Annotated in this window: 15 protein-coding genes and 1 pseudogene; 6 read left to right on the forward strand and 10 right to left on the reverse strand. The window is 67.7% G+C overall.

The window, feature by feature from the left end; genetic code table 11:
- Nucleotides 1–45 precede the first annotated feature (45 nt).
- Genes AC0KS4_RS03215 through AC0KS4_RS03235 form a run of 5 tightly spaced genes read left to right on the forward strand, consistent with a single transcriptional unit; the run spans nt 46 to nt 4,228 of the window.
- Nucleotides 46–774, forward strand: a complete 729-nt coding sequence (locus tag AC0KS4_RS03215) for a lytic transglycosylase domain-containing protein (RefSeq protein ID WP_225329620.1) — start codon at nt 46–48, stop codon at nt 772–774.
- Between the two features lie 45 nt (nt 775–819).
- Nucleotides 820–2,112 (forward strand): phosphopyruvate hydratase, encoded by a 1,293-nt coding sequence (gene eno / locus AC0KS4_RS03220; RefSeq protein WP_151834805.1) that lies wholly within the window; start codon nt 820–822, stop codon nt 2,110–2,112.
- Between the two features lies 1 nt (nt 2,113).
- Entirely contained in the window at nt 2,114–2,803 is a 690-nt protein-coding gene (locus AC0KS4_RS03225) for an FtsB family cell division protein (protein WP_151834806.1), read from the forward strand.
- Nucleotides 2,796–3,284: a DUF501 domain-containing protein gene (locus AC0KS4_RS03230; RefSeq protein ID WP_151834807.1), complete on the forward strand. Its 489-nt coding sequence runs from the start codon at nt 2,796–2,798 to the stop codon at nt 3,282–3,284. The genes AC0KS4_RS03225 and AC0KS4_RS03230 overlap by 8 nt, the downstream gene beginning before the upstream one ends.
- Nucleotides 3,278–4,228 carry a Ppx/GppA phosphatase family protein gene (locus AC0KS4_RS03235; protein ID WP_238958219.1) on the forward strand — a complete coding sequence of 317 codons (951 nt, stop codon included), beginning with the start codon at nt 3,278–3,280 and terminating at the stop codon, nt 4,226–4,228. Before AC0KS4_RS03230 ends, AC0KS4_RS03235 begins: the two co-directional genes overlap by 7 nt.
- 15 nt (nt 4,229–4,243) lie before the next feature.
- Here AC0KS4_RS03235 and AC0KS4_RS03240 read toward each other — a convergent pair whose 3' ends face one another.
- The 9 genes from AC0KS4_RS03240 to AC0KS4_RS03280 form a co-directional block, all read right to left on the reverse strand.
- Complete coding sequence (locus AC0KS4_RS03240; protein ID WP_151834809.1) at nt 4,244–4,924, reverse strand: response regulator; 681 nt, start codon at nt 4,922–4,924, stop codon at nt 4,244–4,246.
- Nucleotides 4,921–7,485, reverse strand: coding sequence for a sensor histidine kinase (locus AC0KS4_RS03245; RefSeq protein ID WP_238958218.1), 2,565 nt, complete (start codon nt 7,483–7,485; stop codon nt 4,921–4,923). The genes AC0KS4_RS03240 and AC0KS4_RS03245 overlap by 4 nt, the downstream gene beginning before the upstream one ends.
- 11 nt (nt 7,486–7,496) lie before the next feature.
- The gene (locus AC0KS4_RS03250; protein ID WP_238958217.1) at nt 7,497–8,414 is read right to left on the reverse strand and encodes a potassium-transporting ATPase subunit C; all 918 of its coding nucleotides are present in this window, start codon (nt 8,412–8,414) and stop codon (nt 7,497–7,499) included.
- A gap of 1 nt (nt 8,415) precedes the next feature.
- Entirely contained in the window at nt 8,416–10,566 is a 2,151-nt protein-coding gene (kdpB, locus tag AC0KS4_RS03255) for a potassium-transporting ATPase subunit KdpB (RefSeq protein WP_238958216.1), read from the reverse strand.
- The gene (kdpA, locus tag AC0KS4_RS03260) at nt 10,566–12,236 is read right to left on the reverse strand and encodes a potassium-transporting ATPase subunit KdpA (RefSeq protein ID WP_238958215.1); all 1,671 of its coding nucleotides are present in this window, start codon (nt 12,234–12,236) and stop codon (nt 10,566–10,568) included. Before kdpA ends, kdpB begins: the two co-directional genes overlap by 1 nt.
- Complete coding sequence (locus tag AC0KS4_RS03265; protein WP_083018684.1) at nt 12,237–12,326, reverse strand: potassium-transporting ATPase subunit F; 90 nt, start codon at nt 12,324–12,326, stop codon at nt 12,237–12,239.
- Nucleotides 12,323–12,406: a potassium ABC transporter ATPase gene (locus AC0KS4_RS03270; RefSeq protein ID WP_225329621.1), complete on the reverse strand. Its 84-nt coding sequence runs from the start codon at nt 12,404–12,406 to the stop codon at nt 12,323–12,325. Before AC0KS4_RS03270 ends, AC0KS4_RS03265 begins: the two co-directional genes overlap by 4 nt.
- Nucleotides 12,407–12,571: 165 nt before the next feature.
- Entirely contained in the window at nt 12,572–14,107 is a 1,536-nt protein-coding gene (locus AC0KS4_RS03275; protein WP_225329600.1) for a sensor histidine kinase, read from the reverse strand.
- Complete coding sequence (locus AC0KS4_RS03280; protein WP_238958214.1) at nt 14,104–14,877, reverse strand: response regulator transcription factor; 774 nt, start codon at nt 14,875–14,877, stop codon at nt 14,104–14,106. The genes AC0KS4_RS03275 and AC0KS4_RS03280 overlap by 4 nt, the downstream gene beginning before the upstream one ends.
- Nucleotides 14,878–15,178: 301 nt before the next feature.
- Here AC0KS4_RS03280 and AC0KS4_RS03285 point away from each other — a divergent pair.
- A pseudogene (locus AC0KS4_RS03285) lies at nt 15,179–15,364 on the forward strand (transposase); the annotation flags it as partial.
- A 45-nt stretch (nt 15,365–15,409) separates the two neighbouring features.
- On the opposite strand, the gene AC0KS4_RS03290 reads toward AC0KS4_RS03285, so the two are convergent.
- Nucleotides 15,410–15,838, reverse strand: coding sequence for a DUF4189 domain-containing protein (locus tag AC0KS4_RS03290; protein WP_238958213.1), 429 nt, complete (start codon nt 15,836–15,838; stop codon nt 15,410–15,412).
- Nucleotides 15,839–16,488: the final 650 nt, after the last annotated feature.

Raw genomic sequence — 16,488 nt, forward strand, 5'->3', positions numbered from 1 at the left:
GCGGAAGTTGGTGCAGGCGAGTTTAGGGGAGCTCAGGAAAGCATGGTGTCGCCGAGGCGTTGGATGCGCGCGGCCGCCGTGATCGGCGCGACCGCGATCGTTCTGGCCTCGAGCTGCACGTGGCAGCTCAGCCTGTTCATTCCCGACGGCGTGCCGCCCCCGGCGGGAGACCCGGTGCCGCCGGTGGACACGCATGCCAGCGGTCGGCCCGCGGAACAGTTGCGCGACTGGGCGGCGCAACGGTCGGCGGCGTTGGAGATCCCGGTGATCGCGCTCGAGGCCTACGCGTACGCGGCCCGGGTCGCCGAGGTCGAGAACCCGAAGTGCCACATCGCCTGGACCACGCTCGCGGGCATTGGTCAGGTCGAGAGCCGCCACGGCACTTACCGCGGTGCGACGCTGGCCCCCAACGGGGACGTCAGCCCCCCGATCCGCGGTGTCCGACTGGACGGCAGCGGCGGGACGCTGCGCATCGTCGACACCGACGAAGACCTCACCGACGGCGACGGCGTGACGCGCGCGATGGGGCCGATGCAGTTCATCCCCGAGACGTGGCGGCTCTACGGTGTCGACGCTCACAATGACGGCCGCGTCAGCCCGGACAACATCGACGACGCCGCGCTCGCCGCCGCGGGCTACCTGTGTTGGCGCGGAAAGGATCTCGCAACACCGCGGGGCTGGATCACCGCGCTGCGGGCCTACAACAACTCGATGGTCTACGCGCGCGCGGTCCGGGATTGGGCGACCGCTTACGCGAAAGGTCACCCGTTATAGCAGGATGTATCGCTGACCCAGGCTTACGCGAACAAGGAGAACCCAGTGCCGATTATCGAGCAGGTCGGGGCCCGCGAGATCCTCGATTCCCGCGGTAACCCGACAGTCGAGGTCGAGATTGCCCTGATCGACGGGACGTTTGCCCGCGCGGCGGTGCCGTCGGGCGCGTCGACGGGCGAGCACGAGGCCGTTGAGTTGCGCGACGGCGGCGAGCGTTACGGCGGCAAGGGTGTGCAAAAGGCGGTGCAGGCCGTGCTGGACGAGATCGGCCCGGCGGTGATCGGCCTCAACGCCGACGATCAGCGGCTGGTCGACCAGGCGCTGCTGGATCTGGACGGCACGCCCGACAAGTCGAGGCTGGGCGGCAACGCGATCCTGGGTGTGTCGCTGGCCGTGGCCAAGGCGGCGGCCGATTCCGCCGAGTTGCCGCTGTTCCGCTACCTCGGCGGCCCGAACGCGCACATCCTGCCGGTGCCGATGATGAACATCCTCAACGGCGGCGCGCACGCCGACACCGCCGTCGACATCCAGGAGTTCATGGTGGCGCCGATCGGTGCGCCCAGCTTCGCCGAGGCGCTGCGCTGGGGCGCCGAGGTGTATCACTCGCTGAAGTCGGTGCTCAAGAAGGAGGGGCTGAGCACGGGGCTGGGCGACGAGGGCGGCTTCGCCCCCGACGTGGCGGGCACCACCGCGGCCCTGGACCTGATCAGCCGGGCCATCGACTCGGCCGGGTTCAAACTCGGCGCCGACGTAGCGCTGGCCCTCGACGCGGCGGCCACCGAGTTCTTCACCGACGGGACGGGCTACAAATTCGAGGGCAGCACCCGCACCGCGGAACAGATGGCGGAGTTCTACGCCGGGCTGCTCGGCTCTTATCCGCTGGTGTCCCTCGAAGACCCACTGTCCGAAGACGATTGGGATGGCTGGGCGACCCTGACCGCGGCGATCGGTGATCGGGTGCAGATCGTCGGCGACGACATCTTCGTCACGAATCCCGAGCGCCTGGAAGAGGGCATCGACAAGGGCGTGGCAAACGCGTTGCTGGTCAAGGTGAATCAGATCGGCACGCTGACCGAGACGCTGGACGCGGTCGCGCTCGCGCACCACAGCGGCTACCGCACGATGATGAGCCATCGCAGCGGCGAGACCGAGGACACCACGATCGCCGACCTGGCGGTGGCCGCCGGCTGCGGGCAGATCAAGACCGGTGCGCCCGCCCGCAGCGAGCGCGTCGCCAAATACAACCAGCTGCTGCGGATCGAGGAGGCGCTCGGCGACGCCGCCCGTTACGCCGGCGATCTCGCCTTCCCGCGGTATACACCGCCGGAGGCCAAATAGGTTGCCCGGCAAGCCGGATCCGAAGCGGCGTTCCCCGGCATCGCGCCCGGGGAAGGCCGGCGATCCGGTTCGGCGTCGGCGCTCGGCCAAGCCGCCGTCGAAGCCAAGTGCGAGGACGTCGCCCACGGCGAATCACGGCGGCCGCAACTCCACCCAGCAAGAGCATGTCGTCGAACCCATCACCCGGCAGGCCGCCGAATCGGTTGAGCAGCGCTCCGAGCAACGGCTGGGTTTCACCGCGCGGCGCGCGGCGGTGCTGGCCGCGGTGATCTGCGTGCTGACGCTGACCATCGCCGGACCCGTGCGCACCTATTTCGCGCAGCGCACCGAGATGAATCAGCTGGCCGCCAGCGAGGCCGCGCTGCGCCGTCAGATCGCGGATTTGGAGCAGCGAAAGACCAAACTCGGTGACCCGGCCTACATTGCGGCGCAGGCGCGCGAGCGGCTCGGCTTCGTGAAGCCCGGAGACATCCCGTTCCAGGTTCAGCTGCCGCCGTCGGCGGCCGAGCCCACCCAGCCGGGATCCCCGTCGGCGAAACCGGTCAACAACGACCCGTGGTACACGTCGCTGTGGCACACCATCGCCGACGCCCCGCACCTGCCGCCGGCCCCGCCGCCGGTCCCCGAAGCCCCGCCCCCGCCGGCCGAACCGGGTCCGCCCGCACCGAATCCCACGGGTCCCGGTGGTTGACCGTGCCGACCTGGAGGCGGTGGCTCGCCAGCTCGGGCGTGAGCCGCGCGGGGTGCTCGACATCGCCTACCGGTGCCCCAACGGCGAACCCGGCGTGGTGAAGACCGCGCCGAAATTGCCTGACGGCACGCCGTTTCCGACGCTGTACTACCTGACGCATCCGGCGCTGACGGCGGCCGCGAGCCGGCTCGAGACGACGGGATTGATGCGCGAGATGACCGAGCGGCTGGGACGCGACGCGGATCTGGCGGCCGCGTACCGGCGCGCGCACGAGTCGTACCTGGCCGAGCGCGACGCGATCGAATCGTTGGGGACCACGTTCACCGGCGGTGGGATGCCCGACCGGGTCAAGTGCCTGCACGTGCTGATCGCCCATTCGCTGGCCAAGGGGCCCGGCGTGAATCCGTTCGGCGACGAGGCGCTGGCGATCCTGGCCGGCGAGCCCGCGATGGCGGGCATTTTGGTGGAGGGCCAATGGTGAACGGCAGGCTCGCGGGAATCGACTGCGGTACCAACTCGATTCGCTTGTTGATCGCCGATGTTGAAGGGTCCGGGCGGCTGCGTGACGTGCATCGGGAGACGCGGATCGTGCGGCTCGGCCAGGGTGTCGACGCGACCGGCGAGTTCGCGGCGGAGGCGATAGAGCGCACCCGGGCCGCGTTGGCGGACTACGCCGCGCTGCTGGCAGAGCACGGGGCCGAGCGGGTGCGGATGGTGGCCACCTCGGCGGCCCGCGATGTCGCCAACCGCGACGACTTCTTCGCGATGACGGCCGACGTGTTGGGCGCGGTGCTGCCCGGCGCGGTGGCCGAGGTGATCAGCGGCGCCGAAGAGGCCGCGCTGTCGTTCCGCGGCGCGGTCGGCGAATTAGATAGCGCGGCAGGCCCTTTCGTCGTCGTCGACCTGGGCGGGGGCTCCACCGAAATCGTAGTTGGGGGCGGGGCGGTGGTGGCCAGCCACTCGGCCGACATCGGCTGTGTCCGGCTGACCGAGCGTTGCCTGCATTCGGACCCGCCGACGCCCGCGGAGGTGGCCGCCGCTCGGCAGGTGGTGCGCGAGCGGCTCGAGGTCGCGCTGGGCGTGGTGCCCGTGGAGGGGGCACGGACCTGGGTCGGCCTGGCCGGAACGATGACCACGCTGTCCGCGCTGGCGCACAATTTGCCGGCGTATGACTCTGCGGCCATTCATCTTTCGCACGTCGCCGGCGCGGATCTGTTGGCGGTATGCGAACGGCTGATCGGGATGACACGCGCCGAGCGCGCGGCGCTGCCGCCGATGCACGAGGGGCGGGCCGACGTGATCGGCGGGGGCGCGATCGTGGTGGAGGAGTTGGCGCGCGAGCTGCGTGCCCGTGCGGGCATCGAGGAGCTGACGGTGAGCGAGCACGACATCCTGGACGGCATCGTGCTGTCGATCGCCGAGTAGTTCGGCCGCCAGGTCTCACGCCTCGAATCGATAGCCCATGCCCGACTCGGTCAGCAGGTGTTTGGGATGCGACGGGTCGTCTTCGAGCTTGCGGCGCAGCTGCGCGAGATACACGCGCAGGTAATGGGTTTCGGTGGCATACGCCGGACCCCAGACCTCCTTGAGCAGCTCCTCGCGTCCGACCAGCTTGCCGCGGTTGCGGACGAGGACCTCGAGCATCCCCCACTCGGTGGGGGTGAGGTGGACTTCGCCGCCGTTCTTGCTGACCTTCTTGGCGGCCAAATCGACCGTGAACGAGTCGGTTTCGATCACCGGCTGCTCGAGCTCGGAGGCCGCGGTGTTGCGGCGCACCGCCGCGCGCAGCCGGGCCAGGAACTCGTCCATCCCAAAGGGTTTGGTGACATAGTCGTCGGCGCCGGCGTCCAGCGCCTCGACTTTGTCCGACGAGTCGGTGCGCGCGGACAACACGATCACCGGTGCGGTGAGCCATCCGCGCAGACCGGCCAGCACGTCGATGCCGGAGATGTCGGGCAGGCCGAGGTCGAGGATCACCACGTCGGGCTTGTGCTCGGCGGCGGCGCGCAGCGCGCCCGTGCCGCTCGACGCGGTGACCACCTCATAGCCCCGCACCGACAGGTTGATGCGCAGCGCCCGCAGGATCTGTGGCTCGTCGTCGATCACCAATACGCGGGTCATGGGGCATCCATAGCTTGCGGCGCAGCCATTTCCACGATCACGGTCAGTCCGCCTCCTGGGGTGTCGGTGGCCGTTATGCTTCCGCCCATCGCTTCGACGAAGCCCCGCGCCACCGACATCCCCAGCCCGACGCCGGTGGTGTTGTCGTGATCGCCGAGCCGCTGAAACGCTTCGAAGATCTGTTCCTCGGCACCGTGCGGTATTCCGGGCCCCTCGTCGATGACGTTGATCAGCACCCGATCGCCCACCTGCCCGGCGTTGACCCGGACCAGGCAGTTAGGCGCATACCGCAGCGCGTTATCGATCAGGTTGGCCAGCACCCGCTCCAGCAGCCCGGCGTCGGCCATCACCACGGCGTCGCCCACATCCACCTTGACCCGGTCGATGGCGGACCGGAAAAAGCCGGTGGCGCCCTTGCCGATGCTGACCAGCGCGCGTTGCACGGTTTCCTCCAGGTACACCCGGCTCAGTTCCGGGTGGATCGCCCCGGCGGCCAGCCGTGAGGAATCGAGCAGATTGCCGACCAGCGCGGTGAGTTGGTCGATGGACTCCTCGATGGTCGCCAACAACTCCGCGGTGTCGGCGGCGGAGAAGGCGACGTCCTCGGCGCGCAGGCTGGACACGGCGACCTTGGCCGCCGCCAGCGGCGTGCGTAGGTCATGGCTGACCGCCGACAGCAGGGAGCGCCGCAGTTCGTCGGCCCGCACGACCGCCTCGGTCCGGCTGGCCTCCTCGGCGAGCTCGCGCTGCCTGACCAAACCCGCGGCCTGCCTGGCCACCGCGCTGAGCACGCGCCGGTCCCGCGCCGAGAGCTTGCGGCCCGCCAGCAGCATCCAGAATTCGTCGTCGCCGACCTCGATCGCGGTGTCCGCGGAATCGACGGTGACACAAGGATCCCTGCCCACGCAGGCGACGACGTCGCTCGTGGTGTCCCCGGCGCCGGGCTCGCGCAGCATGCTGACCGCGCGCTGGGCGTAGGTCTCTCGCACCCGTTCGAGCAGCGTTTCGAGGTCGGCACCGCGCAACACCGAACCCGCGAACAGGGTCAGCAGCTCGGCCTCCTGCGACGCGCGGCGGGCTTCCCGCGTGCGCTTGGCCGCGAAATCGACCAGCACCGCGACCGCGACCGCGATCAGCAGCAGCACCAATTCGGTGACGGCGCTGTTGGGTTCGGCGATGGTGAAGCTGTGCCGCGGGGCGATCAGGAAATAGTTCAGCAGCAGGCCGGACAGCATCGCCGAAAGCGCCGCGGGCGCAACACCTCCGAACAATCCGACCAGCAGCACCCCCACGAAGAACAACGCGCTCTCGCCGCCGGTGTCCAGGTACGGGTCCAGCGTCGTCACGGTGATCGCGCAGATGATCGACGGCACGATGAGCGCCGCCAGCCACGACGTCACGCGCCGCTCGCGCGGGGCGAGCGAGGCCGTGCGAAACCCGCGCTTGGCCTCCTCGTGCGTGACCAGGTGCACGTCGATCTTGCCGGACAGCTCGACGATCCTCGGGCCGATGCCCTCCTCGAACAGGCGCGCCCAGCGGGAGCGGCGCGAGGTGCCGATCACCAGCTGCGTGGCGTTCATCTCGCGGGCGAACTCGAGTAGGGCCGTGGGCACCTCGTCGCCGACCACGGTGTGCAGCGTAGCGTCCAGGCTGGTCGCCAGTTCCCGGATCTTGGCCATCCGCGACTCCGACAGGCCGGCCAGGCCGTCGCCGCGGACGACGTGGACCACCATGAGCTCGGCGGTGGACTTCGACGCGATCCGGGACGCCCGTCGCACCAAGGTCTCGGATTCGGGTCCACCGGTGACCGCCACGACGACCCGCTCGCGGGCTTCCCACGTGTCGGTGATCTTGTTCTCGGCCCGGTAGTTGGCCAGCGCCATATCGACCTGGTCGGCGAGCCACAGCAGCGCCAGTTCCCTTAGCGCGGTGAGATTTCCGCGGCGGAAGTAGTTGGACAGCGCCGCATCGATGCGATCGGGCGCGTAGACGTTGCCATGAGACAACCTGCGCCGCAACGCCTCCGGCGTGATGTCGATGAGTTCGACCTGCGCGGCCTGCCGCACGATCAGGTCTGGGACGGTCTCTTTCTGCTCGATACCGGTGATCTGGGCGACGACGTCGTTGAGGCTTTCCAGGTGCTGCACGTTGACCGTGGAGATCACGGTGATCCCGGCGTCGAGCAATTCCTCGACGTCCTGCCAGCGCTTGGGGTTTTTGCTCCCCGGCGCGTTGGTGTGCGCGAGTTCGTCGACGAGGACGACCTGCGGGCGGCGCGCAAGCACGGCCGGCACGTCGAGCTCGGGGAAGCGCCCGCCACGGTATTCGACATAGCGCGGCGGAATGATCTCGATGCCCTCAAGCAGCTCAGCGGTTTTCGCACGCCCGTGGGTTTCCACCACGCCCGCCACCAGATCGGTACCCCGCTCCAGCCGCCGATGCGCCTCACCCAGCATGGAATACGTCTTACCCACGCCCGGAGCAGCACCGAGGTAGATGCGTAGCTCCCCCCGCCTGGGGTGGCGGCCGCGGAGGTTGACGTCAGTCACGTCAACCATCATCCCCCTTGGGACTAACTAGTGACCGGATACCGGTGGTCGAGTTGCAGGTTGAGTTGCAGCACATTGACGCACGGTTCACCGAAGAACCCCAGCGCGCGGCCGCTGCGGTTCTGCGCCACCACCGCACGGATCTGATCCGGGCCGACACGGCGGGCGTTGGCGACCCGCGCCACCTGGATGTCGGCGTAGGCCGGCGAGATGTTCGGGTCGAGGCCGCTGCCGCCGGCCGTGACCGCGTCGGCCGGCACGGCCGGGGAGGCGGGCGCGGCCCCGCGGACGGGCACGGTCTGACCGATCGAGTAGTCATCACCGTACCGGGCGCATTCGACCCGCACACCCTGGTAGAGGCTGAGGAACGGCGCCGGCGTCGATCCGCACGGCTCGTTGACGCTGACCACCCGAGTCGGGTGGATGACGTTTCCGCGCGCCTCACGCGGGCCGATCACCGACAACACCGCACCTACCCCGCGGCCCGTGCAGAACGGCCGCGACCCATCGACACCCTCCAACGCGCCGACGGCGGCGCTGCGCGAACACACCGTCGTCAGCAGGCTCGGCTTGAAGCCGGCGTCCGCCGCGGACTTGCCGGCGGCCAGTTGCGCCGGGTCGGCGGGCGTGTCGACGAGGCTTTCCGGTCCGAGGTTGCTGCCGCCCGACGAGGTCGGGTCGTAGCCGGCGCCGGCCGCCGAGGGCCGGCTCTGGAAATACTGCGGCAGCGGGTTGCCGTCCTTGTCGGTGAACGGCTGGCCGATCAGCCTGCTGCCCACCGGCTTACCGTCCGCGGTGAGAATCGAGCCCTCGGCGTGCTCCCGCAATCCCGGCAGCTGCGCGACCGCCCAGACGAAGAGGGGATAGGCCAGACCGGTGATCGCGGTCAGCACCAGCAGCGCACGCAACGCCGCCCAATGCAGGCGGAGGAAATTCGTCATATCAGGACATCCCTGGGATGAATTGGACGATCAGGTCGATCGCCTTGATTCCGGCGAAGGGGGCGACGATGCCGCCAAGACCGTAGACATACAGGTTGCGGCTCAACAGTTTTGACGCGCTGCTCGGTGTATACCGCACGCCGCGCAGCGAAAGCGGGATCAGCAACACGATGATGATCGCGTTGAAGACGACCGCGGACAGGATCGCCGACTGCGGGCTGTGCAGCCGCATGATGTTGAGCAGATCCAGGCCGGGGAACAGCGCGACGAACATCGCCGGGATGATCGCGAAGTACTTCGCGATGTCGTTGGCGATCGAAAAGGTCGTCAGCGCGCCGCGGGTGATCAGCAGCTGCTTGCCGATCTCCACGATCTCGATGAGCTTGGTGGGATCGGAGTCGAGATCGACCATATTGCCGGCCTCTTTGGCCGCCGACGTGCCGGTGTTCATCGCCACCCCCACGTCGGCTTGCGCCAACGCCGGCGCGTCGTTGGTGCCGTCGCCGGTCATCGCGACGAGTTTGCCGCCCGCCTGCTCACGCTTGATCAACGCGAGCTTGTCCTCCGGCGTGGCCTCGGCCAGGAAGTCGTCGACCCCCGCCTCGTCGGCAATCGACTTGGCGGTCAACGGGTTATCGCCGGTGATCATCACCGTCCGGATGCCCATCCGCCGCATCTCGTCGAAACGGTCCCGCATGCCCTGCTTGACGACGTCCTTGAGGTGGATGACACCGAGCACTCTCGCCTGCCCCTCGGCGCTTTCCCCGACGACCAGGGGAGTGCCGCCGCCGGCGGAGACGCCGTCGACGATCTCGCCGAGCTGCGCGGGGACGTTGCCTCCTTGGCCGCGTACCCATTCCGCGACCGAGCTCGCCGCGCCCTTGCGCAGCAGGTGCCCATCGAGGTCGACGCCCGACATCCGCGTGGTGGCCGAGAAGGCCACCCAGCTCGCCTGCGACAGCTCGCCCGGTGTGCGGGCACGCAGGCCGAAGTGCTGCTTGGCGAACACGACAACCGAACGGCCCTCGGGTGTTTCGTCGGCGAGGCTGGACAATTGCGCGGCGTCGGCCAACTGTTCGGCGGAGACGCCGTCGAGGGGGATGAAGGCGGCGGCCTGCCGGTTGCCCAGCGTGATAGTGCCCGTCTTGTCCAGCAGCAGGGTGTTGACGTCACCGGCGGCTTCCACCGCCCGCCCGGACATGGCGAGCACGTTGCGCTGCACCAGCCGGTCCATGCCGGCGATGCCGATGGCCGACAGCAGCGCGCCGATGGTGGTCGGGATCAGGCACACCAACAACGACACCATCACGATGCCCGTGACGCCGCTTGCATCCAGCGCCTGCGTATTCGGGACGCCGGGATTGTTCGCCTTGGCGTAGGTCGCCAACGGCTGCAAGGTCGCCACGGCGAAGACGAAGATGATCGTCAACGCGGCGAGCAGGATATTCAGCGCGATCTCGTTCGGGGTTTTCTGCCGGTTGGCGCCCTCGACGAGCGCGATCATGCGGTCGATGAAGCTCTCACCGGGTTTCTGGGTGACCTTGACGACGATCCGGTCGCTCAGCACGGTGGTGCCGCCGGTGACCGCCGATCGGTCGCCGCCGGACTCGCGGATCACCGGCGCCGACTCGCCCGTGATGGCCGATTCGTCCACTGAGGCAATGCCTTCCACCACATCACCGTCACCGGGGATCACCTGGCCCGCCTCGACCACCACGACGTCGCCCCGTTGCAGCTGGGCTGCGGCGACCGCTTCCTCGACCGCGGCGGCCCCCGGAACCCAGTCCTTGAGTCGCCGGGCCACGGTGTGCGTTTTGGCCCGGCGCAGCGTTTCGGCCTGGGCCTTGCCCCGGCCCTCGGCGACCGCTTCGGCGAGATTGGCGAACAGCACGGTCAACCACAACCAGATCACGGCCAGCCAAGCGAACCAGCTCGGCGCGGCGATCGCCAGGACGGTGCTCCAGGCGGCGCCGATTTCGACGATGAACATCACCGGGTTGCGGCATAGGCTGCGCGGGTTGAGTTTTCGCAGCGCGTCCGGAGTAGAGCGCCACAGCATCTTCGGGTCGAGCAGGCCGCCCTGCACCCGTTTTCTGCCGCTGGACGCCGCCGGATGCGTCTGCTCGGTCGGCTGGATCGCGGTCGCGGTCATCAGTGGATTCCTTCGGCGAGGGGCCCGAGCGCGAGCATGGGCAAGAACGTGAGGGCAACGACGATCAACGTGACGCCGGCGACCATGCCCACGAACTGCGGCCGGTGGGTGGGCAGGGTGCCCGCCGAGGCCGGTGTGCTGCCTTGCCGCGCCAGCGATCCGGCCAGTGCCAGCACGAGCACGATGGGCAGGAACCGGCCGAACGCCATGGCCAGGCCGAGAGCCGTGTTGTACCAGTCGGTGTTGGCGCTGAGCCCGGCGAAGGCCGACCCGTTGTTGTTGGCCGCCGAGGTGAACGCGTAGAGGATTTCCGAGAGTCCGTGCGGTCCGCCGTTGAGCATGCCGGCGCGTTCGCCGGGCAGCGCCATCGCGATCGCGGTGCCGGTCAGCACGATCAAGGGAGTGACCAGGAAATAGCTTGCGGCGAGCTTGATTTCGCGCGGGTTGATCTTCTTGCCGAGGTACTCCGGGGTGCGCCCGACCATCAGCCCCGCGACGAACACGGTGATCACCGCCAGCACGAGAATGCCGTACAGGCCGGAGCCGGTGCCGCCGGGCGCGACCTCACCCAGCTGCATGTTGAACATCGTGATCATGCCGCCGAGGCTGGTCAGCGAGTCGTGGGCGGAGTCGACGGCGCCGGTGGAGGTGAGCGTCGTGGCGGCGGCGAACACCCCCGAGTCGGTGACGCCGAAGCGCTGCTCGACCCCCTCCATCGCAGCGCCTGTCGCCGTCGGCACCGTGCCGTGGTGCTGCGTCTGGAACCACAGCATGAAGGTGGTGCTGATCGTGTACAGCGTCGCCATCACGGCCGCAATCGCGTAGCCCTGCTTGGTGTTACCCACCATGCGCCCGAACGTGCGCGGCAGCGAGAACCCGATCACCAGGATGAGGAAGATCTCCAGCCAGTTGGTCCAGCCGGTCGGATCCTCGAACGGGTGCGCGGAATTCGCGTTGTAGAAGCCGCCGCCGTTGGTGCCGAGTTCTTTGATGACCTCCTGGCTGGCCACCGGCCCGCCGGTGATGGTCTGCCGGGCGCCGCTGACGGTGGTGACCACCTGGTCGTGCAGGTGGAAGTTCTGGATCGCCCCACCGGCGATCAGCAGGATCGCGCTGACGACGGCGACAGGTAACAGGATGCGCAGCGTCCCGCGCACCAGGTCGACCCAGAAGTTGCCCAGCTCGCCGGTGCGGGTGCGGGCGAACCCGCGCACCAGCGCGACGGCCACCGCCATCCCGACGGCGGCGGACACGAAGTTCTGCACCGCCAGGCCGGCCATCTGCACGAGATGGCCCTGTGTCGACTCGCCGGAGTAGGCCTGCCAATTGGTGTTGGTGACAAAGCTGACCGCGGTGTTCCACGCCAGCGAGGGCGTCAGCTGTGTGGCCGGATCATGCAGGTGCAGCGGCAATTTGCCCTGGGCGAGCTGGAACGCGAACAGGACCAGGATGCTGATCGACGAGAACGCCAGCACGCTTCGGGCGTAGGAGCCCCACGTCTGTTCCGCGCGGGCATCGACGCCGATCAGCCGATAGATCATTCGCTCGGCGGACGAATCGTTCTCCGAGGCATACACGCGAAACATGTAGTCCCCGAAGGGCACGTGGGCAACCGCCACCGCCGCGACGAGAACAACGAGGAAGATGATCCCGGCCGTCGTCGTGCTCACTCAGAACCTCTCCGGGAACAGCAGGGCGCCCCCGAGATAGAGCGCGATGAGGACGGAAAGCACCAAGCCGACGGTGTTTTGGTAGTTCATAGCCGTTCGACCAGCTTCTGAGCCACGCCGAGCGCGGCGAACACCGCCACGGTCAGCCCGACGTATACCGCCACGCCCATCTCGTCTCCGTTCCGCACCAATCACGCGCATACGCAAGGGACCTCGCCGAGTCAGCCGCAGCGCCATCGAGCGACAGTCTCGGATGAAGTCAGCCTGAAATTAACCGGGCGGCGTTCGGGTAACGAGCGTGGTTGACGGTTTCCTAACGGGGCTACCGTGCACCTTTACGGTTTCTTAACGCCCCGTGGCGGACCGTCGATCAGGGGGAGCCGTACCCGGAAGACCGTCTCGTCCTCCGTGGATTCGACGGTGACCGAACCATGATGGGCCTTGACGATCGAACTGACGATCGGCAGGCCCAGCCCGTGACCCGAACCGTCGGATCTCGACTTGTCCGCCCGGACGAACCGCTCGAACAGCCTGGGCAGCAGCTCTTCGTCGATGCCCGGCCCGTCGTCGGTGACGGTCAATTCCACGAACGGCGGCTCGGGACCGTCACGGTAGCAGGTGATTCCGGTCGTCACCGTCACCCCGGGCGGCGTGTGCACGCGGGCGTTGCCGAGCAGGTTGCTGACCAGCTGATGCAGCCGGGCGTGGTCGCCTCGCACCCAGACCGGCTGGTCGGGCAGGTCTTTGACCCAGTGGTGGGTCAGCGCAGCCACGGTCGCGTCGTTCACCGCGTTGTTGGCCACCGCGGCCAGGTCGACGTCCTCGGACTGCAGATCCTGCCCTTCACCCAAACGCGAAAGCAGCAGCAACTCATCGACGAGCAACGCCATCCGCCGGGCCTCGGATTCGATGCGGGCCAGCGCGTATTCGGTGGTCGGCGGCAGCTCGGAACTGTCCTGGCGGGTGAGTTCGGCGTAGCCCTGAATCGCCGCCAGGGGCGTGCGCAGTTCGTGGCTGGCGTCACTGATGAATTGCCGCATCCGCAGGTCGGATTCGGCCCGATGCGCCAGCGCGCCGTCCACGTTGTCCAGCAAGCGGTTCAGCGTGCGGCCGACGATGCCGACCTCGTTCTGCGGGTCGGTGTCCTGCGGCTGGACCCGGAGGCTGATCCGGTGCTCGTCATCGGCGAGCGGCATCGCGGCGACGTCGGCCGCGATCGCGCCGAGCCGGCGCAGCGGACGAAGCGTATACCCGACGACCCATCCGGTGAGCGCTGCGGTAAGCGCCAAGGCCCCCGCGATCAGCGCGATGGTGGTGATCTGTTTGCGGGCGATGATCCGGTCGGCGAGGTTCTGCGACATCCCGACCACGAGCACGTCGGAGCCGTCCACCGTGCTGTCGAGGCGGTAAGACCCCAGGCTGCCCAGCATTTCGGTCCGTGGCGGCCCTCCGGACCACGACTGCCCTTCCAGCGCGCGGATGACGTCGGCGGGCGCGGGTTTCGGTTCTCCTTCGGAGAACACCGCCGACCCGATCACCACGCCGTTGCGCAGCACGGCGATGAGGTTTCCCGGCGTTTGTCCGGTGAATTCCAGCATCGCCTGTCCGATCGGCGGAGTGCCCGGACGCGTCGAAGTGTGTTCGCCGTTGCGGTATTTCGTGTACTGGTGGCTGAACGCGTCGAGCGACTCGGCGATGTCGGCGTCGCTCATGGCGTTGACGTAGCCGCGCAGACTGAGCACGGACACGATGCCGACGGTCACCAGCACCACGCTGACCACGGCCAGCACGCCCAACAGCAGCTGGCGGCGCAGCGACGAGGGAAACCACCGGGGAAAGATCCCGGATGCCGCGGCCTTGTCCTGGGTCATTCCGCCGGGCGCAGCATGTACCCTACGCCGCGGACCGTATGAATCATCGGCTCGCGGCCGGAGTCGATCTTTTTCCTCAGGTACGAGATGTAGAGATCCACGATGCTGGTGCGCCCGGCGAAGTCGTAGTTCCAGACCCGGTCCAGGATCTCGCTGCGGCTCAGCGCGCGCCGCGGGTTGCGCATGAGGAAGCGCAGCAACTCGAACTCGGTGGAGGAAAGCGACACGGGGGTGTCACCGCGGGTGACTTCCCGGCTGGCGGTGTCGACCCGCAGGTCGCCGACGACGAGGGTTTCGGCGGTCGGCGTGGGTGGCGGGCCGGAGCGGCGGAGCAACCCGCGCAGCCGGGCGACCAATTCCTCCAGGCTGAACGGTTTGGTCATGTAGTCGTCGGCACCCGCGGTCAGGCCGGTCACCCGGTCCATGACCGAGTCACGCGCGGTCAGGAACAGCGTCGGGGTGTAGACGTCGGATTGGCGCACCCGTTCGAGGATCCGCAGGCCGTCCACGTCGGGAAGCATGATGTCGAGGACGAGCACGTCGGGGCTGACCCTCTCGAACTTCGCCATGGCCTCGCGCCCGTTGTGGGCGATGTCGACCACCCAGCCCTCGTAGTGCAGGGCCATCCTCACCAGATTGGTCAAGGCCGGCTCGTCGTCGACCAGCAAAACCCTGATGGGTGAGCCGTCGGCACGGTTGATCCGCGGCAGCTGCCCCAGGATGGCTTGGCGGGGGCGCTGCGAGCCTGAGTATCCGGCCATTGCGGTCATGTCCCTATATTCTGACCGGCCGCACACGGGATTGTCACGGAGTTCATAGAATTCTCAAATGTTGGGAGCGGCCGACACTTGTAGCCACTCGCACGGTGCCACCTTCGAACGACTCGCGGCGCTGCGGGCCCGCCTGACTGCCAAAACAAGAAGGTCGCCGAGAACTCGGTTGCGTCCAGCAGAGTGGTGTGTGAGTCGGACCTGATCAGCGGTACCGGCGTGTCGTAGCCGAATGATTGAAGGTCATCGCGTGATTCTTCGAGAGACCCGTCAAAGTCGCTCGAGCAAAGGAATCAACGCGATGACCACTGCCCCCGATATCGACCTGCCCACGGCGTTAGCCGAACGACTCACCACTACCCACCCCGACGTGTTGCGCGAGCTGCTGGCCACGTTCATCCACACCCTGATGGGCGCGGAAGCCGACGCGCTGTGCGGTGCGGGATACGGGCAACGTAGCACCGAACGGACCAATCAACGCCACGGCTAGCGGTACCGCGAATTCGACACCAGGACAGGCAATCAACAGAGTTTAGTTGCACACCCAGTTGACGACCTTTCCGCCGCCGAGCCTCTTCAACGCGTCGTCTTCTGCCATTTGGCGCGTGTAGCCGCGTCCGCCTTGGTAGGTCGCGCCGTCATAAGCGACCGCACCGCACAGGTTGAAGTTAATGATGACTTTGCAATCTGTGTCGCCACACCGTTCCACTGCAGCTTCGTTCGCTGCTGCCTGACTTGGCAACCGCCACGAGCTACCCCACGCACCGCTTGGCGCATAGGCGATCGCGCCGTAGCGCATCACATGAGGGACGCCCAGCGACACACCCATCTCGGACAGCACAGCATCGTCGATACCGGCGCTTACCTGCGGAGTCAGCGGAAGCGACATGATCATCATCCCCGCCGTCCCCCCCAGGCTGGCGCCTAGCAGCGCGATTCGCTGCCAGCGCTTCGTCATCATTGTCCTAACCCCTTTCTGAGGTCGGTGAACGGAGCGGCTCTGAGGGTTGATATCGCATTCGACATTGATTGCACCAAACGCAAATTGGCTAGGCGCCGCCGGTTCTGACTGGCCCTGCAGTCGCGCTGCGCTACGGGTGCGGCGCCGGCTGGGATGTCGGGCTAAGCGTGTGCCCTGGATCTACCGATGCGCCCGGGCCCATCATGCCGGGTCCCATGTCCCGGCCGGATTGCATCATCGGGCAGGTACCGTCACGCCCGCCGCTGGAAATCCGGTAGCCGCCGTCTGAGGCCCGGGCCAACCAGAACCCCGAGAAAAAGATCACGGCCACAACGAACACGACACCCGCGGCGATACCCACTATGGCCAAGAGTTGATCCCACCGGCTATGCCGATCAGAGCGATTCACATACTCGGGCTGCCCCGCCGCCGCAGGCGGTTCAGTCGATCCTGGTGATTGCATCATGCAGCTAATAATGTCACATATACCCTACTGGGGTAGTGACAAAGGCATGAAATAATGATGCGGTTTTGTGTCGATGCCGTTTCCCGCCGCTGTGATCGCACTGCCAGTGCTTGGTGAGTGGCGGCTGGGCCCTCACGGGCCCGTGTTTTAGAGGTTGACGGACGCCGTCGACGTTCCGGGTTCG

This window comes from Mycobacterium sp. NTMscope_MAC_12, assembly GCF_976985675.1.